Origin of the sequence: Nitrosospira lacus, assembly GCF_000355765.4 — a bacterium.
Lineage (GTDB): Bacteria > Pseudomonadota > Gammaproteobacteria > Burkholderiales > Nitrosomonadaceae > Nitrosospira > Nitrosospira lacus.
Window position 1 is genome coordinate 3,072,721 of sequence record NZ_CP021106.3, and the last position, 22,681, is coordinate 3,095,401.

A 22,681-nucleotide genomic window follows, 5' to 3' on the forward strand; every position below is an offset into this window, starting at 1 on the left:
GGGCGGTGTCCTCCACATTTAAGCTCAGAACCTATACCGTTATTAAATTATGTGAGTCATGTGCTACTCTGTTACCACAATTGTTACCACAGTTGGTGCGTTGGTACTCTTCCACCACCCCACGGTTACTAAGTGCTGCCACAGCTTATTAAAAGGTGGCGCTATTGCCCCTCATATAGGGGCAGTGTACACAGCTGCAAAACCGCAACGTAATTTTGGGTTACCAAGAAGCAATCTAGGTGTTAAATATACTTACGCTTCTAACGCAAAATTAGCTTCGATTGAAGCAGTTTACTCATATCCAGATCACAACGGGCACAGGAATTCGTGGCTATGAATTATTGGTCACAGTGCTCTCTGAAGGCATGATTTGCCTCGTTCTTGAGCCGCGAGCATAATAGTATCCTCATATCCGGCTTTACATACAGGACATAGATGAGCGGAAAGGGATTACCCAGCTCAAAGGCCGCATTCGATCCCAGTTGGTGCCGATAAACCGCTGGCGCGCCATCGACTTATAAAAAGAGTCAAAAAAAAGCGCTGAAAGACCGCGTCCCCCTAAGCGGAGGAACAGGAATTATTGATAACATATTTTATCAATAATAGAACCGCCACTTGTCTTTTTGCTTTTTTCAACTATAGATAAATGAGCGGTGATTCCTAATTCATCAGTAATCCATACTTTCGACGGATGCCACCGGGTGCCGCGCGTCGACGGGCTGCTGGACGCACAAGATCTGCCGGTTCAAGGACGGGTACTGCACGCGGTGAGCTTCCCTCTTCGAGGCCCGCGGATCACGGCGTGACGTTCAGCACGGTCGCGACGTACACCGTACCGTCGGGCCGGTACGCGATCAGGGCGGCGCGGAACGGCTTGCCGGGCACCGCTCTGGGGCCACCGTTCCAGATGCGTCGCACCTGAGCGACGAACTTGGCGTAGCCGCTGTCCGTGTCCGGCTTGAAATCTGCGATGTCGAAGCCAGGATCGTCGCCGTCCATCCAGATCGCGTCGGCGCCGGTGTTGCCCCGCCCCGTGTTGTACTGGAAGCGAGTCTTCGGGAATCGGTCGTGCACGATGACGGCCATCGGGCGCTCGATCTCGGTGCCATATGGGGCGCTGGTCGGCGGCGCCGTGGGCATGTCCGCCTTCGGGATGGTGCCGAGGATCTCGCCGGGTACCCCGATGTAGCCGGGCCCCGTCGGTCGAGGCAGGTTCCAGTTGGCCGCCTCCTTCGGCGGCACGACGACCTGCCCCGGCTTCTTCACCTGGACGTTGTCGTTTGACGCCGGCTTCTTCACGACGCCCGGCGAATCGATGCCCCGCGTCGCGTCGTTCAGCGGCGGTCGCGCCGTCGCGCGGCCACTCACCTCGGGCGGAGGCGGAGGCGGAGGCTTGACCGCGGGCGGCTCCACCGGAGGCTTGACCGGCGCTTTGACCGGTTCGGTGGGCGGAGCGCCCGGCGAATCGATGCCCCGCGTCGCGTCGTTCAGCGGCGGTCGCGCCGTCGCGCGGCCATTCACCTCGGGCGGAGGCGGAGGCTTGACCGCGGGCGGCTCCACCGGAGGCTTGACCGGCGCTTTGACCGGTTCGGTGGGCGGAGCGCCCGGCGTGCCCACGGCCGGCGCGCGCGTGCGCCCAGGTGTGGCTGGCTTGCCCGCCGGCAGGTAGCCGACCGGCAAGTTGCTCATCACCCCCGCGAGTCCGATCGACACGAACGTCATGAAGTCCTCGTTGTCCGCGTTTATCGTGACCAAGGCCTTCCACTTCTCGCGGTACAGGCGCGGCGTCGTCGCCTGCGTCATGCGCAGCGGCACGATGCGCTTCCCCGGTCCGAGCGTCGCGCGGGCGTACGACTGGATCGGGTTGGGATCCGTCGTCTCGCAGATCGTGAACAGATCGAGGTCGAGCTCGAACTTGTCCGGATAGACGAGATGCAGCACCGTCGAGAGCTTCCCCTGACGGAACCGGTACGAGAGGTCGTGCTTCGCCGTGGCGAAGCTGTCGATGAAGTTACCCGTGGGGACGTTCGCGACCCCGGGGTCGGCGGTCGGCGGGACGGGCTCGTGCGGATCCATGTGCTCGAGGCTCTGGAAGTGTCCGCTTATGGAGGACAGCCCGATCTGAAGCGCGATCAACCGATTGGCCGTCTCGACCGCCACCTTCGCGTCGTGGTCTTTGATCATGACCACGCACGCCCAGAGGTAATTGCCATAGGGCGTATGAGGGATGCATTGCAGCTCCAGCGCCCATCGGTACACCTCGGCGTTGGTCTTCAATGCCCGGTACTGCGCCAGAAGCTTCTTGCCGCTGGGACGGTCGTCGAGCTCCGCGACGGAATCGCGCGCCGCCCCGGAGATCCGTGGCAGCCAGTACGCCTTGCCTAGCGGCTCGACGAGGGGAGGAGTCGCCACGTACGTCCTACTGATCGCCCGTCGGCACGACGAAGTTTCCCCCGCCCTCGATGAGGATCTTCTTGTCGACGTGCGGGTCCCCGCGCTCGCCCGCGAGGATGCGCGCGGCGCGGCGCACGTTGTCGAGCTCCTTCTCCCGCGCCTCCGCCTCCGCCTTCTTCACGTCGATCATGCGGTGATCGAGCTTGAAGCGCTCGAGCAGCGTGTGCGTCGCCGGCAGCGCCTCAATGAACAGCGAGTTGGTCGGCACGACCAGCACGTCGTCGTCGCGCAGCGGGTTCGTGAGGATCGCCTGGTAGATCGCGTCGAGCTGGGGCCGCAGCGTCTGAAGCTCCTCGGCCGTCAGCTTCTTCTTCAGGCAGCATACGTACTCGGAGAACTCGTCGATCGACCAGTTCACCGGATCCGACGGATCGAGGAGCTGCCCGGTGGCGCGGTCGACGTACGGGTCCATCATGAAGTCGGTCAGCGCATTGGACTCGAGCAGCGGGAAGATGGCGTAGTTGCCCTTGAAGCCCAGCAGCCTGTCGAGATCCGCCACCTGAGAGAGCGGCTTGAACGTGAACTGCGTGTCGAACTTGGTCACCGACTCGACCGGGAACAGCTTCGCGGTGCTACCCCCGAAGCGCGGGAGGGACGCATGGGGCGGCGCCGCGCTCATCGTCAGCGGACCGTCGAACTTCACGCGGTACGACTGCACCGTCGGCGTGAGATCGGGAATCGGCGTGTTGTGCAGGCGGAAATACCGCTGATCGGGAGGCTCATGGCCCCAGATCGCCTGCATGTAATACATGATGTTGTCCTTGATATGGACCTGCAGCCGCGCGATCTCCGTGAGGTGATTGTTGTGCTCGCGGAGGGCCTTCGTATACGTCTCCGTCAGCGCGTTCAGCGCTGTCACCTCGCGCTCAAGGCGGAACAGCACGTCGCGCACCTGGTCGGCCGCGTCGTTCGCGCGCTCCTGGAGCGCCTGCCGGTTGCTGCCGTTCTGGTCGGCCGGGCCTCCGAAGACGAACTCGCCGACCTTCTCCACGGCGCCCGCTACATCGCTCACGACGTGCTCGATCCCGCCGAGGATTCCGCCCCCCGACGACGCGCCGGAACGGTGGTAGACGACGGCATCCATGAGCTGACGCTGCGCAGTCGCCTGCTGGGTGGCGATCGCCAGCTCCTGCCGTAGCTCGCTGACGATGCAGCGCTGCTGGCTCACGTTCAGCCGCATTTCGTCGAGCGCGATCTCGTCGCCGGCCGTCGCCGCGATGTTCTCCAGCACCGGCAGGAACGAGTCATCCAGGATCGCACGGCGGAGGATCCAGTCGTGCCGGACGAGCCACGACTCGTCGATGTCCTCCGGCCGCGGGAACTCCTGCGCCACGAGGACGACGGGCTGCACGCGGTACAGGCGCTCGAACAGGCGGTAGCGGCGCTGCAGCTCGTAGAAAAGGTAGGTCACCGCGATCTCGTCGTTGGGATTCGAGATCTCCGTCGTCTCGACGGACTCGTCGGAGCTCGTCTCCTCGGTGTTTATCTCTGTGGTTTTCTCGTGCTTGAACTCCTGCGCCGCCTTGAACACCGCCTCGCGGAACGACTTCTTCGTGTCGTCGGTGCTCTTGGCGGCGTCCTGCTTGAACGTCGTGGTCGACGTGTCGCTGCCGACCTCATAATCGCCCTTGGCCTCGTTCGAGAACGTGAAGCTCGTGTTGGTCGACGCCTTCTTCGTGATGTCCTGCTCGGCGCGGTTGGTGGAGCTCGTCTCGTCCTTCAGCACACGGAGGTTGTTCTCGAGCTCCTTGGTGGAGCGCTTCTTCGTCGTCTTCCGCGTGATGACGAGCTTCTGCGTCTGCTTCGGCGCGAGGGGGATCGATTTCACGAGCGGCCCCGCCTGGTAGGCCAGGGGCGTCCACTTCTGCCGGAAGGTGTTCAGGATGCCGAAGTTCACGCTCCGCTCTTGCGCGTTCGCGCCGTAAATCGTGAAGCTGTAGTTCTCGAGGAGCTTCTTGTTGAGCGCCTGGAGCAGCGCGGGAAGGCGCATCACCGGATCGTCGATCGCGACGGGATTGGTGACGGAGGTGCGGTGATCACGCACGGTCGGCCCCCTCACGGACGCCGACGCGCAGGTGGAGGTCGAGGTGCCGAAGCCTTGCCCGCCGGGCGGACTCGCGGGCGGAGGCAGGCGCGTGCCCGGCGGCTCGCCGCGATGGTCGCGCACGACGACGGTCGGCGTCGCGTTCGCCTTCATGACGAGGTTGCCTTCGGCGGTGAGCCCGCGCAGCGGGTGCATTCCCTTGTAGTCGGGGTGGTCGGGCGTGCCGCCGAGCTCGACGATGGTCTCGTACGCGTTCTGCGCGAGATCGAGCACGCCCTGATCGATCGCCTCCTGCCACACGTAGTCGAACGCGATCTGCAGGCTGTTGAAGTCGTGGAACGCGGGCACGTCGGCGGGGCTCGGGTCGAAGGTGAAGCCCTCGATGCTGCTCTGCACGGTGTCGCGTGTCGCCACGGGCATGAGGCCGACGACGAGCTGCTCCTCCGGAGCGGTGAGCGGCTCCATCAGCCTGCCGAGGAAGCGCGGGACGTCGGTGCTCCCGATCGCCGTGTCGCCGGGAGCGGGCGGCGGCGCGCCGGGATCGACGGGCGGCGCGGGCGGATCGAAGAGCGAATCGGCGCAGTCGATGCTCGGCGTCGTCGGGCAGCACGGCGGGAGTCGGTCGAGGGCCTGCACGTACGTCGTCCGCGCCGTCGCGCCGTTGCCGGCCGCGATCTTCGCGACGGCCGCGGCCGCGACCACACCGTTGGCGTCGGCGTGGGTCTTGAGCTCGGCGAGCTGCGACGGCGTGAGCGAGATGAAGCCTCGCGCAGGGGCGCGCTTCGCGGGGGAGTCGGAGTTGATGGTATCGGCGATGCCTTGGTGCGCGACGGCGACCATCTTCCCGTGCACGCTGTCGTTCGGCCCCACGATGCGCTCGGGGTTGAGCGGCGCGACGGGGAGCTTGGAGACGGCGCTCACCAGCGCGGGCTGGAAATTCGTATGGAAGCCGGCCACGCGGGCGCGGTGCGCGTCGACCAGCTGCCTCGCGGCGGAGACCGCGCCGTCCACGATGCCGGCCTGGCGCGCCACGAGGGCGTTGAGCCGGCCGACGACGCTCGGCGCAGGCTCGAGGTCGGCGGAGATCTCGGAGGGGACGGAGATGCCCGCCTTCTGGAGCTGCGCGGTCGTGATGCGAACGATGTACTGCTCGGTGCGGCCTGCGTTCTCGCGCGGGGCCGCCGCCGAGTAGAGGAGCTGCGTCTGCGGCGGAACCCCGGGCTCCTCGGGCGCGAGCACGTTGATCTGGAGGTGCGGGCGCCGGTCCTTCGCGTCCCCGCACGCGAAGTCCACGTCGTCGTAGGTGACCTCGAACGAGCCGTCGGCCTTCGTGAGCACGGACACGCGAAACGCGGTCGCGGACGCCGCGCCGACCTGCGGGGCGGCGCTGAAGAGCACCACGAGCAAGTCGGGAATGCCGACACCGGATTCTTTCAAGACCACACGACCGCTGATCGCGTTCATTGATGTTCTCCCCTGATGGAAGGTGACCCCGAGGTTAGATCGGGTATAGGAAAAATAAACACCATTTTTTACTAAAGTTCATTGTGGGGTAAACCCAACATACGCACTACCAAGGGCAATTCTTGGCAGGCGCTTCAATCTGTGCCACATTCCATCGAAAAATATTCAAACTATAATCTCGCGACGCCGAATTTATATATAGCAATTAATAATATTAATGCAAACCTTTTAACCTGAAATTCGTATAAAAAGGGAGCTTGAGGGGGGTTCCCTCATTTTCAGTGCAATAAGTGACGGTATGCAAAGCCAGTAACGACGTAGGGGTAACTCAGTAATAGGAGTCAGTTCACGAAACGGAAAAAATCGTACGCTAAGCTTCAGCAGACATTCGTAGCGGTCGGAACTTGGAAATTAACCAGCAACGAATGTACGATCGCTCCCCCAAAACTGTGCCCGACCACAACAAGGCGGGTAGCGCTGGTTTTGTTGGGTAAAGAGCCGCCCGGCACCATGCTGTCCTTGGTGCGCTTGAGGAGTTCCAGCTTGCTCAGGACCTCTGTAACCCCGGAATGGACGATTCTTTCAGGCGCGTTTTTCCGGCTCCAAAAAGTCAGATTGTCGAGCCCCAAAACACTGACTGACTCGCCACGCCATCCCAAGTAAACTCCGGCTACTCTACGTGCAAGCCGTCCTTCCTTTTGGCTGATATGCAACTCATCGTGAGCCAGTCCTGCAAGAATTTTACGAAAAGTCTTTTCGCCGCATTGACCACGATTTTTGGGTGCCCATTGTCATCTATCGCAAATGATCGTCGCTCGCCCCACGTTCACGTCATCGGAACGGTTGTACTGGCGGTGAGTGTGTAATTAATATTCCCCCTTGTGCCCTTTTTTATTGTTTGCGGCATCTTCTTAAAAACCCATACCCCAAGATTGTCGTCATTAGTGTCCTGAGTTGCCTTGAAAAATGCTCGAACCATAATTGAACCTTCCATGGGCTCAGTCGCTGAATCTATCTTAATTCGGTAGCTCGGTGTGTTCTCGTTGGGCAGTCCGGTATGATCTTCATGGATAGAATCAAATATCGGCGCCGCTTGATCCAGGAACCTGGGATCTTTTGGTAGAAGCTGATTCGCCAACCCGGGGTTATAAGATAGCGTCACGGGACCTCGATCAGTGTGAAGGCGAAGGCAATCAACATCATGTTTGTCGTTATCAATAAACATTGTCGAAATCTGCAGCAATCGAACCGATTCAAAATCTTCGGTCTGCTGGGAATCGGGGATTACGTCCTCTATAAATTCAAATGTTCCTTCTACACGTAGTGTCGTAGTCAAGTCCTTCGATTCCTCCAACGTTAGGGTCCAAGTCAGGTCCAAGATGTGGTTGGTCAAGGCTCTCTCGACAGGACGGTGATTCAACTGTGAACTTGTGATCTTTATCTGCATTTTCCCTGTGCCGTCCTGGTTAAGGAGAGATGTATCAATGTCGACACACTGTAACTGGGGATGGAAGAACAAGGTTTTATCTTTAAATGAAGTGGATGTGCCTGAAATTGCCGGGCCGAGCACGAGACTCTGGCCGAACCGTAGCGGAGGCTCGGGAGGGAGGGGATCGGCCCCAGCTTTAAGTCGAAGATAACCGGAGGAGTTGATTACTAGAACTTGGGGAAAGCGGCTTGTGTCGGGCACACGCTTTGCAAAAGCCAAAGTCTTTGTCATTCCTTTTGATTTTCCGTTGGTCAAGACCTCGAACGGATCCTCCTGAATGAACGACCTCTGCTTGTTTATCACCCAGATACCGTTGTTAAACACCTCCGTCTCCCAGCGAATCTTATCTTCCTGAATCCATCTGAGCAGGTTCTCATTCTCTGCCACCCGCCGATGAGTAATACCGTATCTACTTTTATTGATCCTCAAAGCCTTTTCGGCAAATTCTTGTGCTTTTTTAAAATGCTTGGCATCTTTTAGGATCCAAGCTGCAGCGTTGGCATCTCTCGCCAGCTTGGGATGGTCAGCTTCATATATTCTCTCATCTATCTTCAGGGCTTCGCGTGCATGATGAAAGGCGCGTCCATACGCTGTGCCATCCTTCAAAATTCCCGCAATATTGATCTTTATGTCCGCAATTGACGGGTGTTCGTCCCCATATACCTTTTCATCGATCGCGAGGGCCTCCTCGGCTATTTTCAACGCATCCGCTGGCTTTCCAGTACCATGTAGAATTGCAGCAAGACTGTCTTTATCCTTCGCAACTGAATGATGTAATGGCCCATATATTTTTTCGTCGATCGCCAAAGCTTGTTTGGCATTATCCAACGCTTCAGGCTTCCCCATTGCGTGGAGAATTCCGGCAATGTTAATGGCTCTAGTCGCCACGGCTTGGTGGTAAGGACCGTAGATCTTTTCATCAATATCGCGTGCCATTTCCGCATATTTCTTCGCTTCCGGCAGGTTCACTTTGCCCATATCCTTTAAAATCGCAGCAATAATGTCTGCATCCCTGGCCACACATGGATGAAGGGCCCCGAAAACTTTTCGGTCGATCTCGTACGCGCGCTGAGCCTTCGTTAATGCAGCCTCTAGATTTCCTTCCCCGTGCCAGATGCCTGCATAATGGGTATAGACCGTTGCCACATTTGGATGATCCTCAGTTCCATATGCTTTGTGGTAAATATTGAATGCGCGTTCTGCATAGGTGAGAGCCCCCTTCAGATTTCCTTTTGCATGCAAAATCTCCGCGATATTGATGGCGATGGGGGCAACGGCGGGATAATCCCGCGTGTAAAATTCTTCAATAATTTTGAGTGCCTGTCTCGCATAATTAAACGCATCATCCAGTTTGCCCTGTTCTTTCAAGACCGCAGCAATCGTACTCTTGTCTCTGGCCAAGCTTGATGGATGCCGGGGTCTTCCTTTTTTATCAACATCGTTATTTTCATCAATATCTTCAGCCCGATCGGCATAGGCTCGCGCTCCCTCCAGGTCGCATTTGTCAATTAATACCATTGCAATAGTATTCGCGTCTCTCGCAACGTCAGGATGTATCGTGCCGCGTGTTTTTTCATCGACCGCAAGCGCCCATTTAGCATGATAGAGGGCATCATCCAATTTCCCTTCCGAAAGTAGAATCTCCGCGATCGCATTAGAATTTTTAGCAAGGTGGCCCAACTCCTCAGCAATAACGATAGCTTTCTCAAGATTGGCTTTTGCATCATCGAACCGTGCCCGATCCATATAAAAGAGCCCAACTTTGGCGCATAGATCAGCAAGTGGGATTAGCGCCTCGGGACATCGCCTGTATGCATGATGGATGACCCTCAGTGTGTGAGGCGCATATTCAGAGGATTTCCAGGTATTCTGGTTATCTTTCTCATAAGTAAATCGCTCATTGACTGTTTCGACCGCGATTTTTGCCCAGCGTGATCTATCCTCCCCAAGTCGATCACGGACTGCTGCCTGGACTGGGCGGTGCATAAAGTAGCAACCCGGGCTGCGCAACCCGATGAGGCTATATTTTTGCAAGGCAATGATGGCGTTGTGAAAAGAGAGAGGTTCAGAACTGATCTCTCTTAGGGGTTGCGGTAAATTGTCAGCCTGCGAGGGTAATAATGACGCGGGGATTGCACCGGCGTCTAAAAAACTGTAGAAATTAAGAAGAGCGAAAGCCTCAGGGCTTTCGTTTTCCAACTTGGAGAATGACATCTCCCAAATTGTTGCGGCCTTGTCAGGATAACGATTGCTCGACGGCCGCTGGCCCAATAGCAATTGGTGTTTTTTTTGGAACTCGGTGAGGTACCCCGAAATAGTCCAGCCGGATGCTGTTATGTATGCAGCCGCTTGTTCCAGCAGCCTTGGCAAATCGCCGAGTTCATCCGCTAGGTCGTTAGCACGTTCGTCGTTCTAATGGGCTAAGTGTTGTCAGCAACTTGATTGAATCGGGTCGCCTAAGTTTTAGCACTGGTTGTACGATCGCAGGGGGCTCCCAGATGTCGTTATGTGAGGTAATCAGTACGTGATGGGGTCCCCGAGGAAGATAGCCACCTAGTGACATATAATCTTCAGCATGGTCGAAAATAAGCAGCCAAGGGTCAACTTGTTCTTCCAACCAGGTAACTAACATCCCTGTTACCTGCGGTTCATTGCGATCCGTGGGATTGCATAGCTTGAGCTTCTTCGCCATTTCGAAGAAATCTCCAGCTATTGTTTCTTTGGATTCGGCATTAATCCAACACGTTCCTCCGCGATAATCCTTCTTGTGCCCGTGGGAATATTCAAGTGCTATCCGGGTCTTACCTATCCCATCCGCACCGGTCAGCACTATTAAGCATCCTTGGCTTCCAAGCGAATTAAAATTTGATTTCAATTGTTTCAGCACATCATTACTATCGATAAAATCGGGACCCCGAATTATCGGTACCTTGAAAGCTTCGCCAGGTTTGCCCAAATACTCTTGGATGAACTTCTTGATAGACTTGTATAGAGAATCTTCACGAGACCGGGGTTTGCAAATACTTATATGATCTGCTTGAATTGGGACACAAGTCCGATTTGTTTGTGGATCGGCGCTAGTGGGATCGACAATAATCCCGCCACGGAACTTCAAACCGAATATTTCCGCGGCCACAGGACAGGTTTCGGAGAAAGAGAGGCAATCTACTTTGGGATGGTCCTTCAGATAGCCTTTAAAAAATTGATGTATATCCCTCAACTGGTCATTGTGCAGGGCCAGCGCTTTTGCTGTTTCATTAGTCCTTAGAAAATGGTCAGCCATAGCCAACAAGTTGCCACCTATCGATCCTAAATGTGGCGTAGCGATGAAGACAATGCCACGAGTATTGTCGGCGATAGGTTTGAATGTTGTATCCCCTAAACTTACCGCTTGGTGGAGGAACTCCTTCACAATAATGCCGCCCAAGCTATGAGCAATGAAAATTAGTGGCTTTTTATCCAGGTCGTTAACGTAAAGCTCATTTAAAATCGAGATACCTTGGTCGGCCAGGAGCATGGTGTCTTGAGTCCATTTCGTTGCATTAGCCGCATAGCCCAGCGTCCATATTCCTAAATTGGGGAAATCAGCACCAAGCCATTTTGGCCAGAAACCGTCCGTTGAACTCTTGTCTGTCCAAGTATCTAACTCGTCGCCGCCAAGACCGTGCACGAACACCACGTTAACTGTGGCCTTAGTGCTATCTCGATCGGGGAAGCGGTTTGTTAGGCTCATAATGCGTTTTTCTGGCTACAGGGATGTCCAACAATATAGCCGTGCAAGGCCTCGGGCGTGGAATACAGCATTTATGCGCAAGGCTATGACCTTTCCCCGGATCTCTGTGTCGCGATTTAGAATAACGAGAGGCCGTCGAGATACATCTCTAGCTTTGGCCTTATTAACCAATTCCCAGAATATCCCCTCTCTCGGCGTCCCTTTGTCGAATCCACTATAAGGAAAAACCAGCAAGACTTTCGTCATCATCTCTTCTTTTCCTTCTTTTCAGTATCATGGTTGGTAGCGCAAGGACCTGTCTCACAACCGTAGAGATAGAAACCGTAAACGATCCCAGGCTGGGAGTTGGGTACGTCCAAGGAATGATGGCGCCCCAAACTCTGTGGTCCATTTTTTCCCGATCAAGCCGATTGAGGACGCATCAAAATGGTCAAAGAAAGAGCTTCGCCCCATCAACCTGTGGGGCTGCGAATGCAAGCCCCATACAGCAGCAAAACGCTCGACAAAATAAGCCGAAATTGTTTTTTCCCATAGCGTCCTCCGTGTGGAAAGAAAAGAACTGCGCCTCCCTTTGAAAGCGCTCCCTGCCCAGTTTAGCTCATTTACCTTCACCTCTTCTTTCATAGCTATGAAAAGCACGAAATGCAAGGTGGCCCCCCAACAATGTCCGAATCGCAGAAAAAGGCCTCGCTCTCATCGCTCGCAACTCGTAACCACCCAGGCATTCGCATTGGGCAATTAGGTGTGGCCTTGCTCGGTCAATACAATAAAGAGCAGGCAGGGGGAGCTATGATCGAAACTTGTGTATGACGAGTATTGAAAGGGTGGCGTATTCTTGATGGTCAACCAAGATCATCAACTTCAAAAGAAGGAGGAATACGCCATAAGCAAAGATAACGTTTTAGTATTAAAAAATCCAGGAATTGCTAGCGAAATGTCGGGTGTATTGACGCAGGTGCTGCGCGATGGAGCACAGCAGATGCTGGCGCGAGCGATCAAAGCGGAGGTTGCGGAATTTCTCGAATGTTATTGGTTTGATAGGGATCAAGCGGGGCGGGCGCGTATGGTACGCAATGGGCACCTGCCGGAACGGACGATCCAGAAGGGGTTAGGCGAGGTTGGTATTAAAGCGCCGCGGGTGCGGGATCGGGCAAGCAAGATTCGGTTTACCTCCGCCATCCTGCCGCCGTATTTGCGGCGCACGAAAACGATCGAGTTACTGAGCTTCCCCTCGAAAAATCGTCTTCCAAGGGTAATGTAAAATGACTAATATTGCCCATCCTGCAAAAATGCAAAATTAGCTTAAAGGGGGCTCACCTTCCTCTCGTAACGCCTTGCTCCAGCATGACGGATTTTGCCGGATGGGGAAGAAGGGAATTCATGAGCTGATTTTACCCATGATAAAATAGGTTATCAAGGGTAAATGATAAGTAGAATTTTCTGGCATTTTTCGATCGCGTGATTATCGATAACGTATTTTATCAATAATAGAATATGCCCAGAGAAACATCCCTTGGCATCCCAAAGAACAGCTCGGACCTCGTCTGCAAATCGTTCGGACGCGCGCAACTTCATGTCTTCAACTACTGGCGCCACTTGGGAACAGTGGAAACGACTGCGATCTGGATAAGTTACTGAATGTCCGTGCCGCCCCCTACTACAGGCCCTCAGGAGCCTGTAGTATCACCTTTATTACTGATCCAGCGATATCTTTGCCCTGAATTATCCGGCAACGAGCGCAAATCGGAGAGTTCACTATCCGCTTGCTGGATCAGATCAGCCTTTTTCAAACCCCGCAGAAGTTCGGCATTGGGGGGTGATACCGCTTCCGTCACCACCGATAGATTCCTGTCCTTCGAGACGTACGACAGATAGCTCTCCGGCGTGGATTCCCACCAGTCGGCCATGTCCAGGCCAAGGCGGGCATGATCGCCGCCACGTCATCCGATGGCGCATTCTCCCGCCCCGATCGGTATTGATCGAAACCGCCGTCTTTCTTGTCAGATCAAAACTACTACAGATTAAACCGGAATTAACGCACCTTAATGGAAATTCCAAGCCGAATCATTTTGTCTTTGATTCTTGCTTTAGTTCTATCTGGGTACGGGCTGCTTGGGGCTAGGCTACCGGCTTCTTCTGCTAGTTGTAGTGCCTTTATCAAGCTATACCGAATTCCCTTTAGGGGATTTAAGCTCAAACCTGCAGAATTTACAATATGATTATTAAATCAATATGTTATTGAAATTCTATATTAACTAAAATTAATCCAAGATCGATTAGGTTAAAGTTATCCTGAAAATTCGTTACGTGCGTTATCACACAGATTATTTTTTTACTCACAGCTATTCTTTTATTCCGCTTATAGATGTTTTATTAAAGTAATCAGGAGAATCGTCATGAAGACTAAAATATTTGCATTAATCGCTTTGCCCCTCGTCATGGCATACGCAGCTCCAAGCTTTGCGGGGAAAGGGGAGGAAATTAAGTGGTCCCAAGTGCCAACCATAGTTCAAAAAACGTTCTCCGAAAACATGGGTGGCGGGAAAATTGAAGAAATCACGAAGGAAACAAGAACAATAGACGGTAAATCTGTCACGCTTTATGAAGCTAAGGTCAGAAAGCCCGGTCCAAGTGGCAAGAAAATTGAAATTGAAGTGGATGAAAACGGCAAACTCATCGAGCTGGAGGACGAATAAAGCACCCCTCTACTTACGGCAGGGTATTAACTGGCTCTTGCAATCTGCTGGCTTCAGCTAACCTTATGTCCGCACTCGATCTCATTCAAAAAACCACCAATAAATTTCTCAATGCTGTCAACGTAGCGTTGTCAGGAAACGTTAACTTTGGATTCGATTTTTAATCCTACATATCGCCGATCGATTCGGCTTTCGCTAAGTCGTTAGATTCATAGATAATGATTCTTTAGCTCGAATCCCACATCATGGCTTTGAAATAGTCCTGTCCCCAGGCGCTTAGCGACTTGCCGAGGACGCAGCCGGTCCCTTCAAATTTCCGATTTTGCTGTCTTGTGCTAATGCGGTTTTGGCTTATTGCCCCATTTCGTACGATTCCTTACCTTCATCCAATATATTTTTGTGTTACTGAATTGTCATATGTATGGATAACGTATATGTGTACTTTGGTTCTGGCGGGTCAAAAGGGCGGTGTAGGTAAAACCACCATTGTCGGGAGTCTTGCTCAGCATGGCTGAAAGATCGTAATCGCGCTCCTTATATGTAGTAGTTCCGATTTAATCTGACAGTAGGCCTTGCCAAAGGGCGGGGTTACCCGGTTTGATAGAGGTGCGAATCTTTATCAAATTGAGCGCGCAAGCGCAAAGGAGTAACCCCATGAGTAGTTTTCAACAGAATGTTATCAAACACAAGGTAGGCTTACTCAGTCTGGCAGCCGAGCTTGGCAATGTATCGCGCGCCTGTAAGGTAATGGGCTTTTCTCGCGATACGTTTTATCGCTATCAATCGGCTATGGACTCAGGGGGTATCGATGCCCTGATTGATGCCAATCGGAGGAAACCCAACCCCAAGAACCGTGTTGAAGAAGCCACGGAAGCTTCAGTGGCTGCATTTGCCATTGAGCAGCCTGCTTTTGGTCAGGTGCGGGTATCCAATGAGTTACGCAAACGCGGCATCTTCGTTTCTCCCTCAGGCGTTCGCTCAGTTTGGCTGCGGCATGGTCTGGAATCATTCAAGAGGCGTTTGGCAGCCCTGGAACGTCATGTCGTCCAGACGGGTGAAGTTCTGACCGAAGCGCAGGTCACTGCTCTGGAGAAGAAGCAGGATGACGATATTGCCCATGGCGAGATTGAAACGGCTCATCCAGGCTACCTTGGCAGCCAGGACACCTTCTACGTGGGAACGATCAAGGGCGTCGGCCGCATCTATCAGCAGACATTCGTCGATACCTATTCCAAGTGGGCCGCTGCCAAGCTCTACACAACCAAAACGCCGATTACCGCAGCGGATCTCCTCAATGACCAGGTACTGCCATTCTTCGCAGAACAGGGCATGGGCCTAATCCGTGTTTTGACTGATCGCGGTACCGAGTATTGTGGTAAGCTAGAGACTCATGATTATCAGCTCTACCTTGCCCTCAATGACATTGAACACACCAGGACCAAAGCCCACCATCCGCAGACCAACGGCATCTGCGAGCGTTTTCACAAAACCATCCTGCAAGAGTTCTACCAAGTAGCATTCCGGCGCAAGATATACCGGTCAATTGAGGAACTGCAAATTGATCTGGATGACTGGCTGCATTCCTATAATCATGTTCGCACCCATCAGGGAAAAATGTGTTGCGGGCGAACACCCATGCAAACATTAATTGACGGAAAGGAGGACTGGCACGATAAAATCACATTACTGAACAATTGAATCTGATCTGACAATTGCACCAGTCAAATCGGGTAACTGTCAGATGAAGTCGCGACTACTACACCTTATACTTAGGGCTTGTTCCCCTTAGAGCCTTTATCCCTGTTATTCTGGTCATATCTTTCCGTACCGTCTGTATTGTATCTGGAATTGTCCTGTTTGCTGCCACTCGAAGGATTGTTACTTTTTTGCGGCTGCTTCTTTTCGGCTCCACGGTTAGGCGGGCATTTCTCCCTTAAGTAACCGGAATCACCCGGTCCAATAGAATCCGACACGTCACATTCTTTCGTCGGCACCTCCATATTTTCCGTGGCCTGCACTATTCCCATGCTCATCAGGCTAAAAATAAATGTGCTAGCCAGCGCCCATGCTTTTGCCGTTAATACTGAAGATTTCATGATGCCCTCCCCTTCACTCAGAACCCCAGCGACATTGCTGACGATATATCATACATATCGGTGCAGCAAGATTCGTGCGTTAGCACACTTAATAGAGGTCTGAGGAGCAAATGGAACAGCCAAGTGACTTAAGGGTATCGTTATCCTTCTCGGGTAACTGTCGGATGAGGTCGCGACTACTAAAAATATTAGCTTTTTTCTCATTTGCTTGATTTTGTACTCATGTTTGCTTGCTATTGGCGTGCTAGGCGGCGTCCTGCCCCCGCATCAGAAATGCCGTCTCTATCCGTTTCAAGCATTGCCATCGTTTGTTGCGGCGAAATGCTGTGCCACGCAGAATTATTAGTGCCTTTCATCAGCTAGAGCGTATCCCATTACATATTTTACCTTCGGTTTTATGATGGCTAGGCGTCGACTTGTCTGACGCTTTGATCATACTATTCCTTAGGGGAGACCCCAGAATTCGGAAGTTAAATTACCTCCGGCAAAGCCCGGGGGCGGTTCCCCCGGATCGCGTATTTCTCAATTTCAACCAGGATAAATAGTATTGCTTCAACCGCGGAGATTCGTGCCCACGCCGCAAGATCGATAGCGGCGGTACCAAAAAGGCCCTGCATCACCCTGTTATATGTGAACAGCATCTGAATCACAATGAGTACTCCGATGGCAATCAGAACGTAGCGGTTACCGAAAAAACCAGACCATGAAATCAACGGCGCCATGATATGGCGGCAATTAAAAAGATAAAAAATCTCACCCATCACCAGCGCATTGACGGCGTGGGATACCGTGCGCGACCGGGTGAAAGGGCTGGGAAGCGGTACAGACGCTACCTCATCAGAAGCGCGCATGACTCTGAACTGCTACCCGATATTCATCTGCCCGGCCGGATACTGGATACTTTCGCCGTGCGTATTAGCCAGCGTAAATGCGATAGTCAGCGGACCCACACGGCCAATCAACATCAGTACGACAATAATGCATTGCCCAACCGCCGATAAATCAGCGGTTATTCCTCTGGATAATCCTACCGTAGCGGCTGCCGACACGGCTTCAAATGTCAGGTCAAGAAAATTCTCTTTTTCCGTTACGGCCAGCAGGAATATGCCGGTACTGACACAAAACAGTGAGATGACAATTATCGCCAGCGACTTGCGGATGATATCGAGCTGGATGCTGCGGCCGAATACGATGGGACACTCCCTTCCTCGCAAGAACGCCCATGTGGCCAGCAGTACCACAATGAAAGTGCTGAGTTTTATTCCGCCAGCCGTGGAGCCGCTACCGCCGCCAATGAACATCAATCCGATGATGAAAAATGCGGTGGAAGGAAACAACGCCGCAGTATCCAGCGTATTAAAACCGGCGCTGCGCGGTGTAACGGCCTGAAACCAGGAAGCCCATAGTTTGGTGCTCCAGTCGGGCAGCGCGCCCAATGTGGCGGGATTGCCGTGTTCAAGTATCAAAATCATGGTCATTGCAACCAGATTAATAACCAGCGTACCTGCCAGCATTAGCTTGGTATGAAGGGCAAATTGCCTGAAGTGTTTCTTTTCTATGATGTCAGCGATAACAACGAATCCAATGCCTCCGGAAATAAACAGCAAGGAAATAACAATATTAACCAGGGGATTGCCTGCATAGGTCATCAGGCTATCCGCCGCCAAGGCAAAACCGGCATTGTTAAATGCTGCAAGGGTATGAAAAAAACTGTAAAACAGACCCCTGCCCCAGCCCATTTCCGGCACCCACTGAAGGGCCAGCAAAGCGGTTCCGAGCAGTTCCATGATCGCGGTAAATCCAATCGCCCATAACATTACGCGCCGTACATCACCTTGTCCGGCGTGGTTGAATGATTCGCGTAACGCAGCGCGGTGTTTCACGCCCAGTTGGCCTCGTGCCAGATGAATGACGATAATGCCGAATGTCATCAAACCCAAGCCGCCGAATTGCATCAGAAACAGCAATATCCAGTGTCCAAGCAATGTGAAGTGCGTACCGGTATCAACCACGACAAGTCCGGTAACAGTCGAAGCGGATACGGCTGTGAACAGCGCTTGCAACCAAGATGTCGGCTGATGGCTGGTACCCGGCAGCTTCAACAGCAAGGTGCCGAGGATGGAGAGCCCCACATAAGACAGGATCAAGGCATGAGGCGGCGTGAGGCTGAGAAACCGCTTCTTTACCGGCTGGAGCCATTGCGAAAGCGATGATGCCCGCATTACAAATACTTGGTGATCTTACGCAGATTGCCGAGGGTGCCCAACAACAGGATTTTATCGTTGAGCTTGAATTCATACCGAAGTGGGGGCGGCAGCATGACTTCATTCAGGTGCTTGATCAGTAAACACTGAAGATCATTTTCCTCAAGATGCAATGCATCCATCTTCTGCCCCGCAAGCCGCTCCGAGGCACGCACCTCGACAGTAAACTGGTCGTGTCCGAGACTGATGTAATCCGTGACTTCGGGGTAAATCATGCTGCGGGCAAGCCGCAGACCCATTTCATGCTCGGGGTGCACAATATGGTCGGTACCCAGTTTCTCAAGAATTTTATGATGGTTGGGATTAAGCGCTTTTGCCCATACCTTCGGTTTCGGCATGCCCTTGACAATCAAGGTAACGAGAATGTTGGCTTCAATGTCCTCTCCGATGGCGACCACGACGCCATCGCATTCGTGCACGCCGAGGTCGCGCAATACTTTCTCATCGCGTGCGTCGGCTATCACGGCCTGGGTAATTCTATCGGCGATGTCGCTGACGAGATTGGGATTAAGATCGATGCCAATAACCTCATTGCCCAGGCGTGACAGCTCAAGGGCAATGGTTGATCCAAAGATACCAAGGCCGACAACGGTATAGGTATGTTTCATGAAGAAGTTTGGGCTGCTGGTGAAGAGGGCAGGGAATATGCTTTGTGTTTCCTGTTACCTTTGAGCTGGCTTACCAAGTACCGCAAAGGATTTTATCAGAAGGAGCAACATTTCAGGCCGTAGGTCCGGCAGGATATATGTTTCTAAAGAAAGTAAATCAATGCGGGCTGTTACGGTTGGTCATCAAGAGTTCTCTTGCGTAGTTCATGGTAGACAACGAGTAACAAAACAATAGGTGCGCCGAAGCCAATGATAAATGGTGTGAGCCTTACCACGCGTTCAAACCAGCTTACGTCCTCCGTCATTACATTCCAGCCCATCAAGACAATCGAAACGACAGTGAAGAGAAGTATTGGCAGAAAGAACCAAAAACTGCTCTCTCTACGAGTTTTGGTTAAATATGCCGAAAGAAATAGAACCGCCACCACAGCAAAAGCGGACAAAGCCCCCCATACCATACCAAATAGATCCGAAATTAAAGTGCCTATTTGAAAAATAAGAAGCAATACAATAACTGAAACAATAAGATATCTCAGCGTTTTATCTGGCATGGTACCTCCGATTTTTTGCGAGCTATGTAACTAGCTGCTGGGATGCGAGTCTTCGGAACAGTATTTGATTGGTAGACTGACTCTTATGCCCAGTTATGAAGCTCCAATCTGATTGCTTCCCTTATGAGGATGGTCGACAATTTCCACCCACTCCTTTTTTCATGAGCTTTCGCGGCAACGGACCCAGCTACAAGCGCCTAGGCCACTTCAAGCAAATATCTTTCCTTTTTGCGTCCAAGCAGCTTCATTGTTGGCGTCTGCTCCCATGAGTTGGGCGTGATATATTAGGACTTTACGTCGACTTCCAGTTCAAGATGGGATGCGAGACCAGCAACCATGTCTAATAGTTTCATCATGATATCTGGATTGCTCTTGCTGTAAATACGGATTTGGTCTTAGGAAGCGCGCGCCTGTCAACAAAATTCAAAAGTGTGCGCTACGCCACGTAATTGAACGCTATTATCGTAGTGTCTGATTCTTAAGATCGCTATTTTTAAGGCCAAACGCCAGTTCTTCATCTTCGCGCGCGAGACGGTGACGGGTGACTAGGAACATAATCCGGCGTCGCTATTTCCCAGCGCCCAAGGTGCCTTACCCGGGTTTTATGTTCCATTGCGTCCTAAACCCCAAGCTCGATTCTTGTGCTAACTTTATAACGTTGTAACTGCGCTTTATTCAGCCCGGCAAACCGAATCAAAATGCATTTATTGAGCGCTTCAACCGATCGTATCGCAGCGAGATCCTGTCTACCGAATGTTCGCTCGACGAAGTTCGCGAAATCACCCATGAAACTGACCGCCTAATGATAGTTGCTAAAAATTGCCATACCAGAATTGGTTTAGCTGGGATAGTCGTGCTTCTTGCAACTGGGTTATCTTCAACCGTATTTGCTGCGCCACAGTTACTCCGGTGTGAAATTAACGAAGGCGGTGAAACCTACATCGCCGATTTTTTGCCAACCTCTGATCCCTACACTGTTGTGGCAAAAAATGTTGGCGAGCGTTTTCGGCTTAAAGTTGTCATGCTTCTAAATGAACAGGCAATCGAATACATAAAGATATACACCTACTATAAGGATCCACATTCTATGGTGTTATTGCATGTAGCCAAGTACCTGCCGCCCTTCATTCAAAACCAGCCTTCCTTTGCTGCGCTCACGGGGGTGAACTATATTTACTCTCCAGGATTGGAGAGAGAACTGCAGTACGGGTGCGCGCTTTTCAATGTTTCACCGTGACCGTCCATCCGCTTTACACAGTGGCGCGCTGGATTGCAAAAACATTGCTGTGTGTTTCTGTATTAACCGGCTCTAATATATGGGCAGAAACTGTTAGTCCTTCGGTTTCCATCGCCTTCGTTGGAGACATAATGCTCGACGAACTCCCGGGAAAGCTAATCGAAGAAGGGATTGATCCCTTTGCGGCTTTTGCCGGAATTCTACGCGCTGCGGACCTTCGGATAGGGAACCTGGAGTGTGTCGTGGCAACCACAGGGGTAGCATGGAACAAGCCCTATACTTTTCGCGCTCACCCTCGTGTTCTGCCTATACTCAAGCGGCATTTCACCGCGGTCTCCCTGGCCAACAATCATTCCGGCGACTTTGGCCCCATGGCATTTGCGGAAATGCTTGATCTACTGGAGCGGGAGCGAATCTTGTATTTCGGAGGGGGCCGCACCTTATCCGAAGCACATGCTCCTCTATTGTTTGAACGCAAGGGATTGAGAATTGCATTGCTCGGGTTCAACGAATTCTTCCCTCGTAGTTTTGAGGCTGACTTCGACAAGCCGGGTATCGCCTGGAGCGACGATGATCAAGTCCAGGCCGACATCAAGAATGCGCGGATCCGCTACAAGGCAGATGTCGTAATAACCTTCATGCACTGGGGTTGGGAGCATGAACACTTTGCCAGTAAGCGCCAGCGCCAGCTTGCACATCTGATGATAGATTCGGGAGCCGATGCTGTAGTCGGGGGACATCCCCACGTTACACAAAACATCGAGCACTATAAGGGAAGGCCGATCTTTTACAGCCTGGGAAATTTTGTCTTCAACGGCTTCAGCGATACGGACAATAATACCGGCTGGCTGCTGAGATTAGAGCTGGATAAGAAAGGTGTCCGTCAGTGGAAGACCTACGTAGCCGAAATCGATCACAACGGTATCCCGCACCCGGCTTCGCAGAATAAAGGATATTGTTACGAACGGGGTAAAAACAAAGAGACAAGTTGCGATATCGGACCATAAAAACTTTATGGCGCGCAAACGAACCTAAAGGTTTTTAAACTCATGTGTAATAATCGAGATTTGATCTGACACTGGTTGTCAGATTTGAGTTACTGCTTTCGACCCACAATCGCCATTCAACTTTGTAAATTCGTTGCAAAATAGCGGACATTGGCGAATTGGCGCTAAGCCGCAATCCACTTCTCGGCATCAGATTGCTCTTCATTCGAGAACACTTTGACCAGTCCCGGCAGCAGAAACGCGAACATTCGCGTCGCATTAGCGACCCAGTGAACGTCCGTTACGACTGCGATTCGCTCCCATGCCAGCAGGTGCGCGAGTCCAAGTTTGGCGTCATCCCACATCGCTCCGGTGGTGAAACCCTCGAAATCTGTGGTGAGTTGATAGAGCACTCGTATCCGCTTGTGCTTCCGAAGCGCAGCATCAATTGCAGGAATGAGGACTGTTTCATAGTCTTTCGCATCGATCTGACCTGAAGCGCTGACGCCAACTATGTGATCAGGAAGATTCGTTAGTAGCCTCATCATGGCAAGTCTCCTTATTGAATGCCTATTGCGTGAATTGCGGGCGCGGATTATCCGGTCAAGCGACCGGATTCATCCGTGCGTTGCCGGTTTGATTGAGCCAGTCCCACGCGGCATCCTCGCGCACGAAATCGAAGTGCTGCACCTGTGCATGGACGAAATGGTTTGCGATGTTCGGCATGATACTCGCTAAAGCGCCGTCCGCGACGACAGCAACTTTCTCGATCTTCTGAATATGTTCCTTGAGGAACTTCAAGTGAGCAAGCATCGCGGCAAAGTTTTTCCAGCCGGGAAATGATTTGGCGTGTATCAATACTCCATGCAGCTTCCCGCGTCCCGCCAGATAAGCATCGACTTGGCGCGTTATCGAAATGAAATCTGCCGCTTCAAGCGGCCCTTCCGGATGCAGCACGAGTATGCCTTTGTCGTGTTGCAATTCGTAATTGATCATCGGATATTCCCCATTAGGTAATGGCGCGAATATTACTCGCGCGGTAAACATGCACAGCACGTC

Annotated in this window: 18 protein-coding genes and 1 pseudogene; 6 read left to right on the forward strand and 13 right to left on the reverse strand. The window is 52.7% G+C overall.

Going from position 1 to position 22,681, the window contains the following annotated elements; translation table 11 throughout:
* Nucleotides 1–795 precede the first annotated feature (795 nt).
* The 5 genes from EBAPG3_RS14030 to EBAPG3_RS14050 form a co-directional block, all read right to left on the reverse strand.
* Nucleotides 796–2,412: a hypothetical protein gene (locus EBAPG3_RS14030; protein ID WP_085922067.1), complete on the reverse strand. Its 1,617-nt coding sequence runs from the start codon at nt 2,410–2,412 to the stop codon at nt 796–798.
* A 7-nt stretch (nt 2,413–2,419) separates the two neighbouring features.
* A complete protein-coding gene (locus EBAPG3_RS14035) occupies nt 2,420–5,962 on the reverse strand; it encodes a hypothetical protein (protein WP_085922068.1) in 3,543 nt (1,180 codons plus the stop codon).
* A 377-nt stretch (nt 5,963–6,339) separates the two neighbouring features.
* Nucleotides 6,340–6,621, reverse strand: a complete 282-nt coding sequence (locus EBAPG3_RS14040) for an alpha/beta hydrolase family protein (protein ID WP_004173965.1) — start codon at nt 6,619–6,621, stop codon at nt 6,340–6,342.
* A gap of 167 nt (nt 6,622–6,788) precedes the next feature.
* The gene (locus tag EBAPG3_RS14045; RefSeq protein WP_004173966.1) at nt 6,789–9,821 is read right to left on the reverse strand and encodes a tetratricopeptide repeat protein; all 3,033 of its coding nucleotides are present in this window, start codon (nt 9,819–9,821) and stop codon (nt 6,789–6,791) included.
* A 25-nt stretch (nt 9,822–9,846) separates the two neighbouring features.
* The gene (locus tag EBAPG3_RS14050; protein WP_004173967.1) at nt 9,847–11,184 is read right to left on the reverse strand and encodes an esterase/lipase family protein; all 1,338 of its coding nucleotides are present in this window, start codon (nt 11,182–11,184) and stop codon (nt 9,847–9,849) included.
* Nucleotides 11,185–12,022: 838 nt separating this feature from the next.
* Here EBAPG3_RS14050 and EBAPG3_RS14060 point away from each other — a divergent pair.
* Nucleotides 12,023–12,445: a hypothetical protein gene (locus tag EBAPG3_RS14060; RefSeq protein WP_081607205.1), complete on the forward strand. Its 423-nt coding sequence runs from the start codon at nt 12,023–12,025 to the stop codon at nt 12,443–12,445.
* A gap of 406 nt (nt 12,446–12,851) precedes the next feature.
* Here EBAPG3_RS14060 and EBAPG3_RS14065 read toward each other — a convergent pair whose 3' ends face one another.
* The gene (locus EBAPG3_RS14065; RefSeq protein WP_004173969.1) at nt 12,852–13,091 is read right to left on the reverse strand and encodes a hypothetical protein; all 240 of its coding nucleotides are present in this window, start codon (nt 13,089–13,091) and stop codon (nt 12,852–12,854) included.
* A gap of 489 nt (nt 13,092–13,580) precedes the next feature.
* On the opposite strand from EBAPG3_RS14065, the gene EBAPG3_RS14070 reads away from it, so the two are divergent.
* Together EBAPG3_RS14070 and EBAPG3_RS14075 are read left to right on the forward strand one after the other, a co-directional pair.
* Complete coding sequence (locus tag EBAPG3_RS14070) at nt 13,581–13,880, forward strand: hypothetical protein (protein WP_040851022.1); 300 nt, start codon at nt 13,581–13,583, stop codon at nt 13,878–13,880.
* A gap of 654 nt (nt 13,881–14,534) precedes the next feature.
* Nucleotides 14,535–15,578: an IS481 family transposase gene (locus EBAPG3_RS14075; RefSeq protein WP_004173971.1), complete on the forward strand. Its 1,044-nt coding sequence runs from the start codon at nt 14,535–14,537 to the stop codon at nt 15,576–15,578.
* Between the two features lie 71 nt (nt 15,579–15,649).
* Here EBAPG3_RS14075 and EBAPG3_RS14080 read toward each other — a convergent pair whose 3' ends face one another.
* The 5 genes from EBAPG3_RS14080 to EBAPG3_RS14100 form a co-directional block, all read right to left on the reverse strand.
* On the reverse strand, nt 15,650–15,976 hold the full coding sequence (locus EBAPG3_RS14080; protein WP_040851023.1) for a hypothetical protein: 327 nt from the start codon (nt 15,974–15,976) through the stop codon (nt 15,650–15,652).
* 470 nt (nt 15,977–16,446) lie between these two features.
* Nucleotides 16,447–16,827, reverse strand: coding sequence for a cation transporting ATPase C-terminal domain-containing protein (locus EBAPG3_RS14085; RefSeq protein WP_004173973.1), 381 nt, complete (start codon nt 16,825–16,827; stop codon nt 16,447–16,449).
* A gap of 12 nt (nt 16,828–16,839) precedes the next feature.
* Nucleotides 16,840–18,198 carry a TrkH family potassium uptake protein gene (locus EBAPG3_RS14090; protein WP_004173974.1) on the reverse strand — a complete coding sequence of 453 codons (1,359 nt, stop codon included), beginning with the start codon at nt 18,196–18,198 and terminating at the stop codon, nt 16,840–16,842.
* Nucleotides 18,198–18,848 (reverse strand): potassium channel family protein, encoded by a 651-nt coding sequence (locus EBAPG3_RS14095; RefSeq protein WP_004173975.1) that lies wholly within the window; start codon nt 18,846–18,848, stop codon nt 18,198–18,200. Before EBAPG3_RS14095 ends, EBAPG3_RS14090 begins: the two co-directional genes overlap by 1 nt.
* Before the next feature lie 170 nt (nt 18,849–19,018).
* The gene (locus tag EBAPG3_RS14100) at nt 19,019–19,399 is read right to left on the reverse strand and encodes a hypothetical protein (RefSeq protein WP_040851024.1); all 381 of its coding nucleotides are present in this window, start codon (nt 19,397–19,399) and stop codon (nt 19,019–19,021) included.
* 664 nt (nt 19,400–20,063) lie between these two features.
* Here EBAPG3_RS14100 and EBAPG3_RS14105 point away from each other — a divergent pair.
* The 3 genes and pseudogenes from EBAPG3_RS14105 to EBAPG3_RS14115 all read left to right on the forward strand — a co-directional run.
* Nucleotides 20,064–20,183: pseudogene (locus tag EBAPG3_RS14105) on the forward strand (integrase core domain-containing protein); the annotation flags it as partial.
* Nucleotides 20,184–20,201: 18 nt separating this feature from the next.
* Nucleotides 20,202–20,636: a hypothetical protein gene (locus tag EBAPG3_RS14110; protein ID WP_040851025.1), complete on the forward strand. Its 435-nt coding sequence runs from the start codon at nt 20,202–20,204 to the stop codon at nt 20,634–20,636.
* A 20-nt stretch (nt 20,637–20,656) separates the two neighbouring features.
* Complete coding sequence (locus tag EBAPG3_RS14115) at nt 20,657–21,643, forward strand: CapA family protein (RefSeq protein WP_227869306.1); 987 nt, start codon at nt 20,657–20,659, stop codon at nt 21,641–21,643.
* A gap of 164 nt (nt 21,644–21,807) precedes the next feature.
* Here the strand turns inward: EBAPG3_RS14115 and EBAPG3_RS14120 are convergent, their stop codons facing one another.
* Both EBAPG3_RS14120 and EBAPG3_RS14125 read right to left on the reverse strand, forming a co-directional pair.
* Nucleotides 21,808–22,170 carry a SpoIIAA family protein gene (locus EBAPG3_RS14120; protein WP_004173984.1) on the reverse strand — a complete coding sequence of 121 codons (363 nt, stop codon included), beginning with the start codon at nt 22,168–22,170 and terminating at the stop codon, nt 21,808–21,810.
* Nucleotides 22,171–22,225: 55 nt separating this feature from the next.
* A complete protein-coding gene (locus tag EBAPG3_RS14125) occupies nt 22,226–22,618 on the reverse strand; it encodes a SpoIIAA family protein (RefSeq protein ID WP_004173986.1) in 393 nt (130 codons plus the stop codon).
* Between the last annotated feature and the right edge of the window lie 63 nt (nt 22,619–22,681).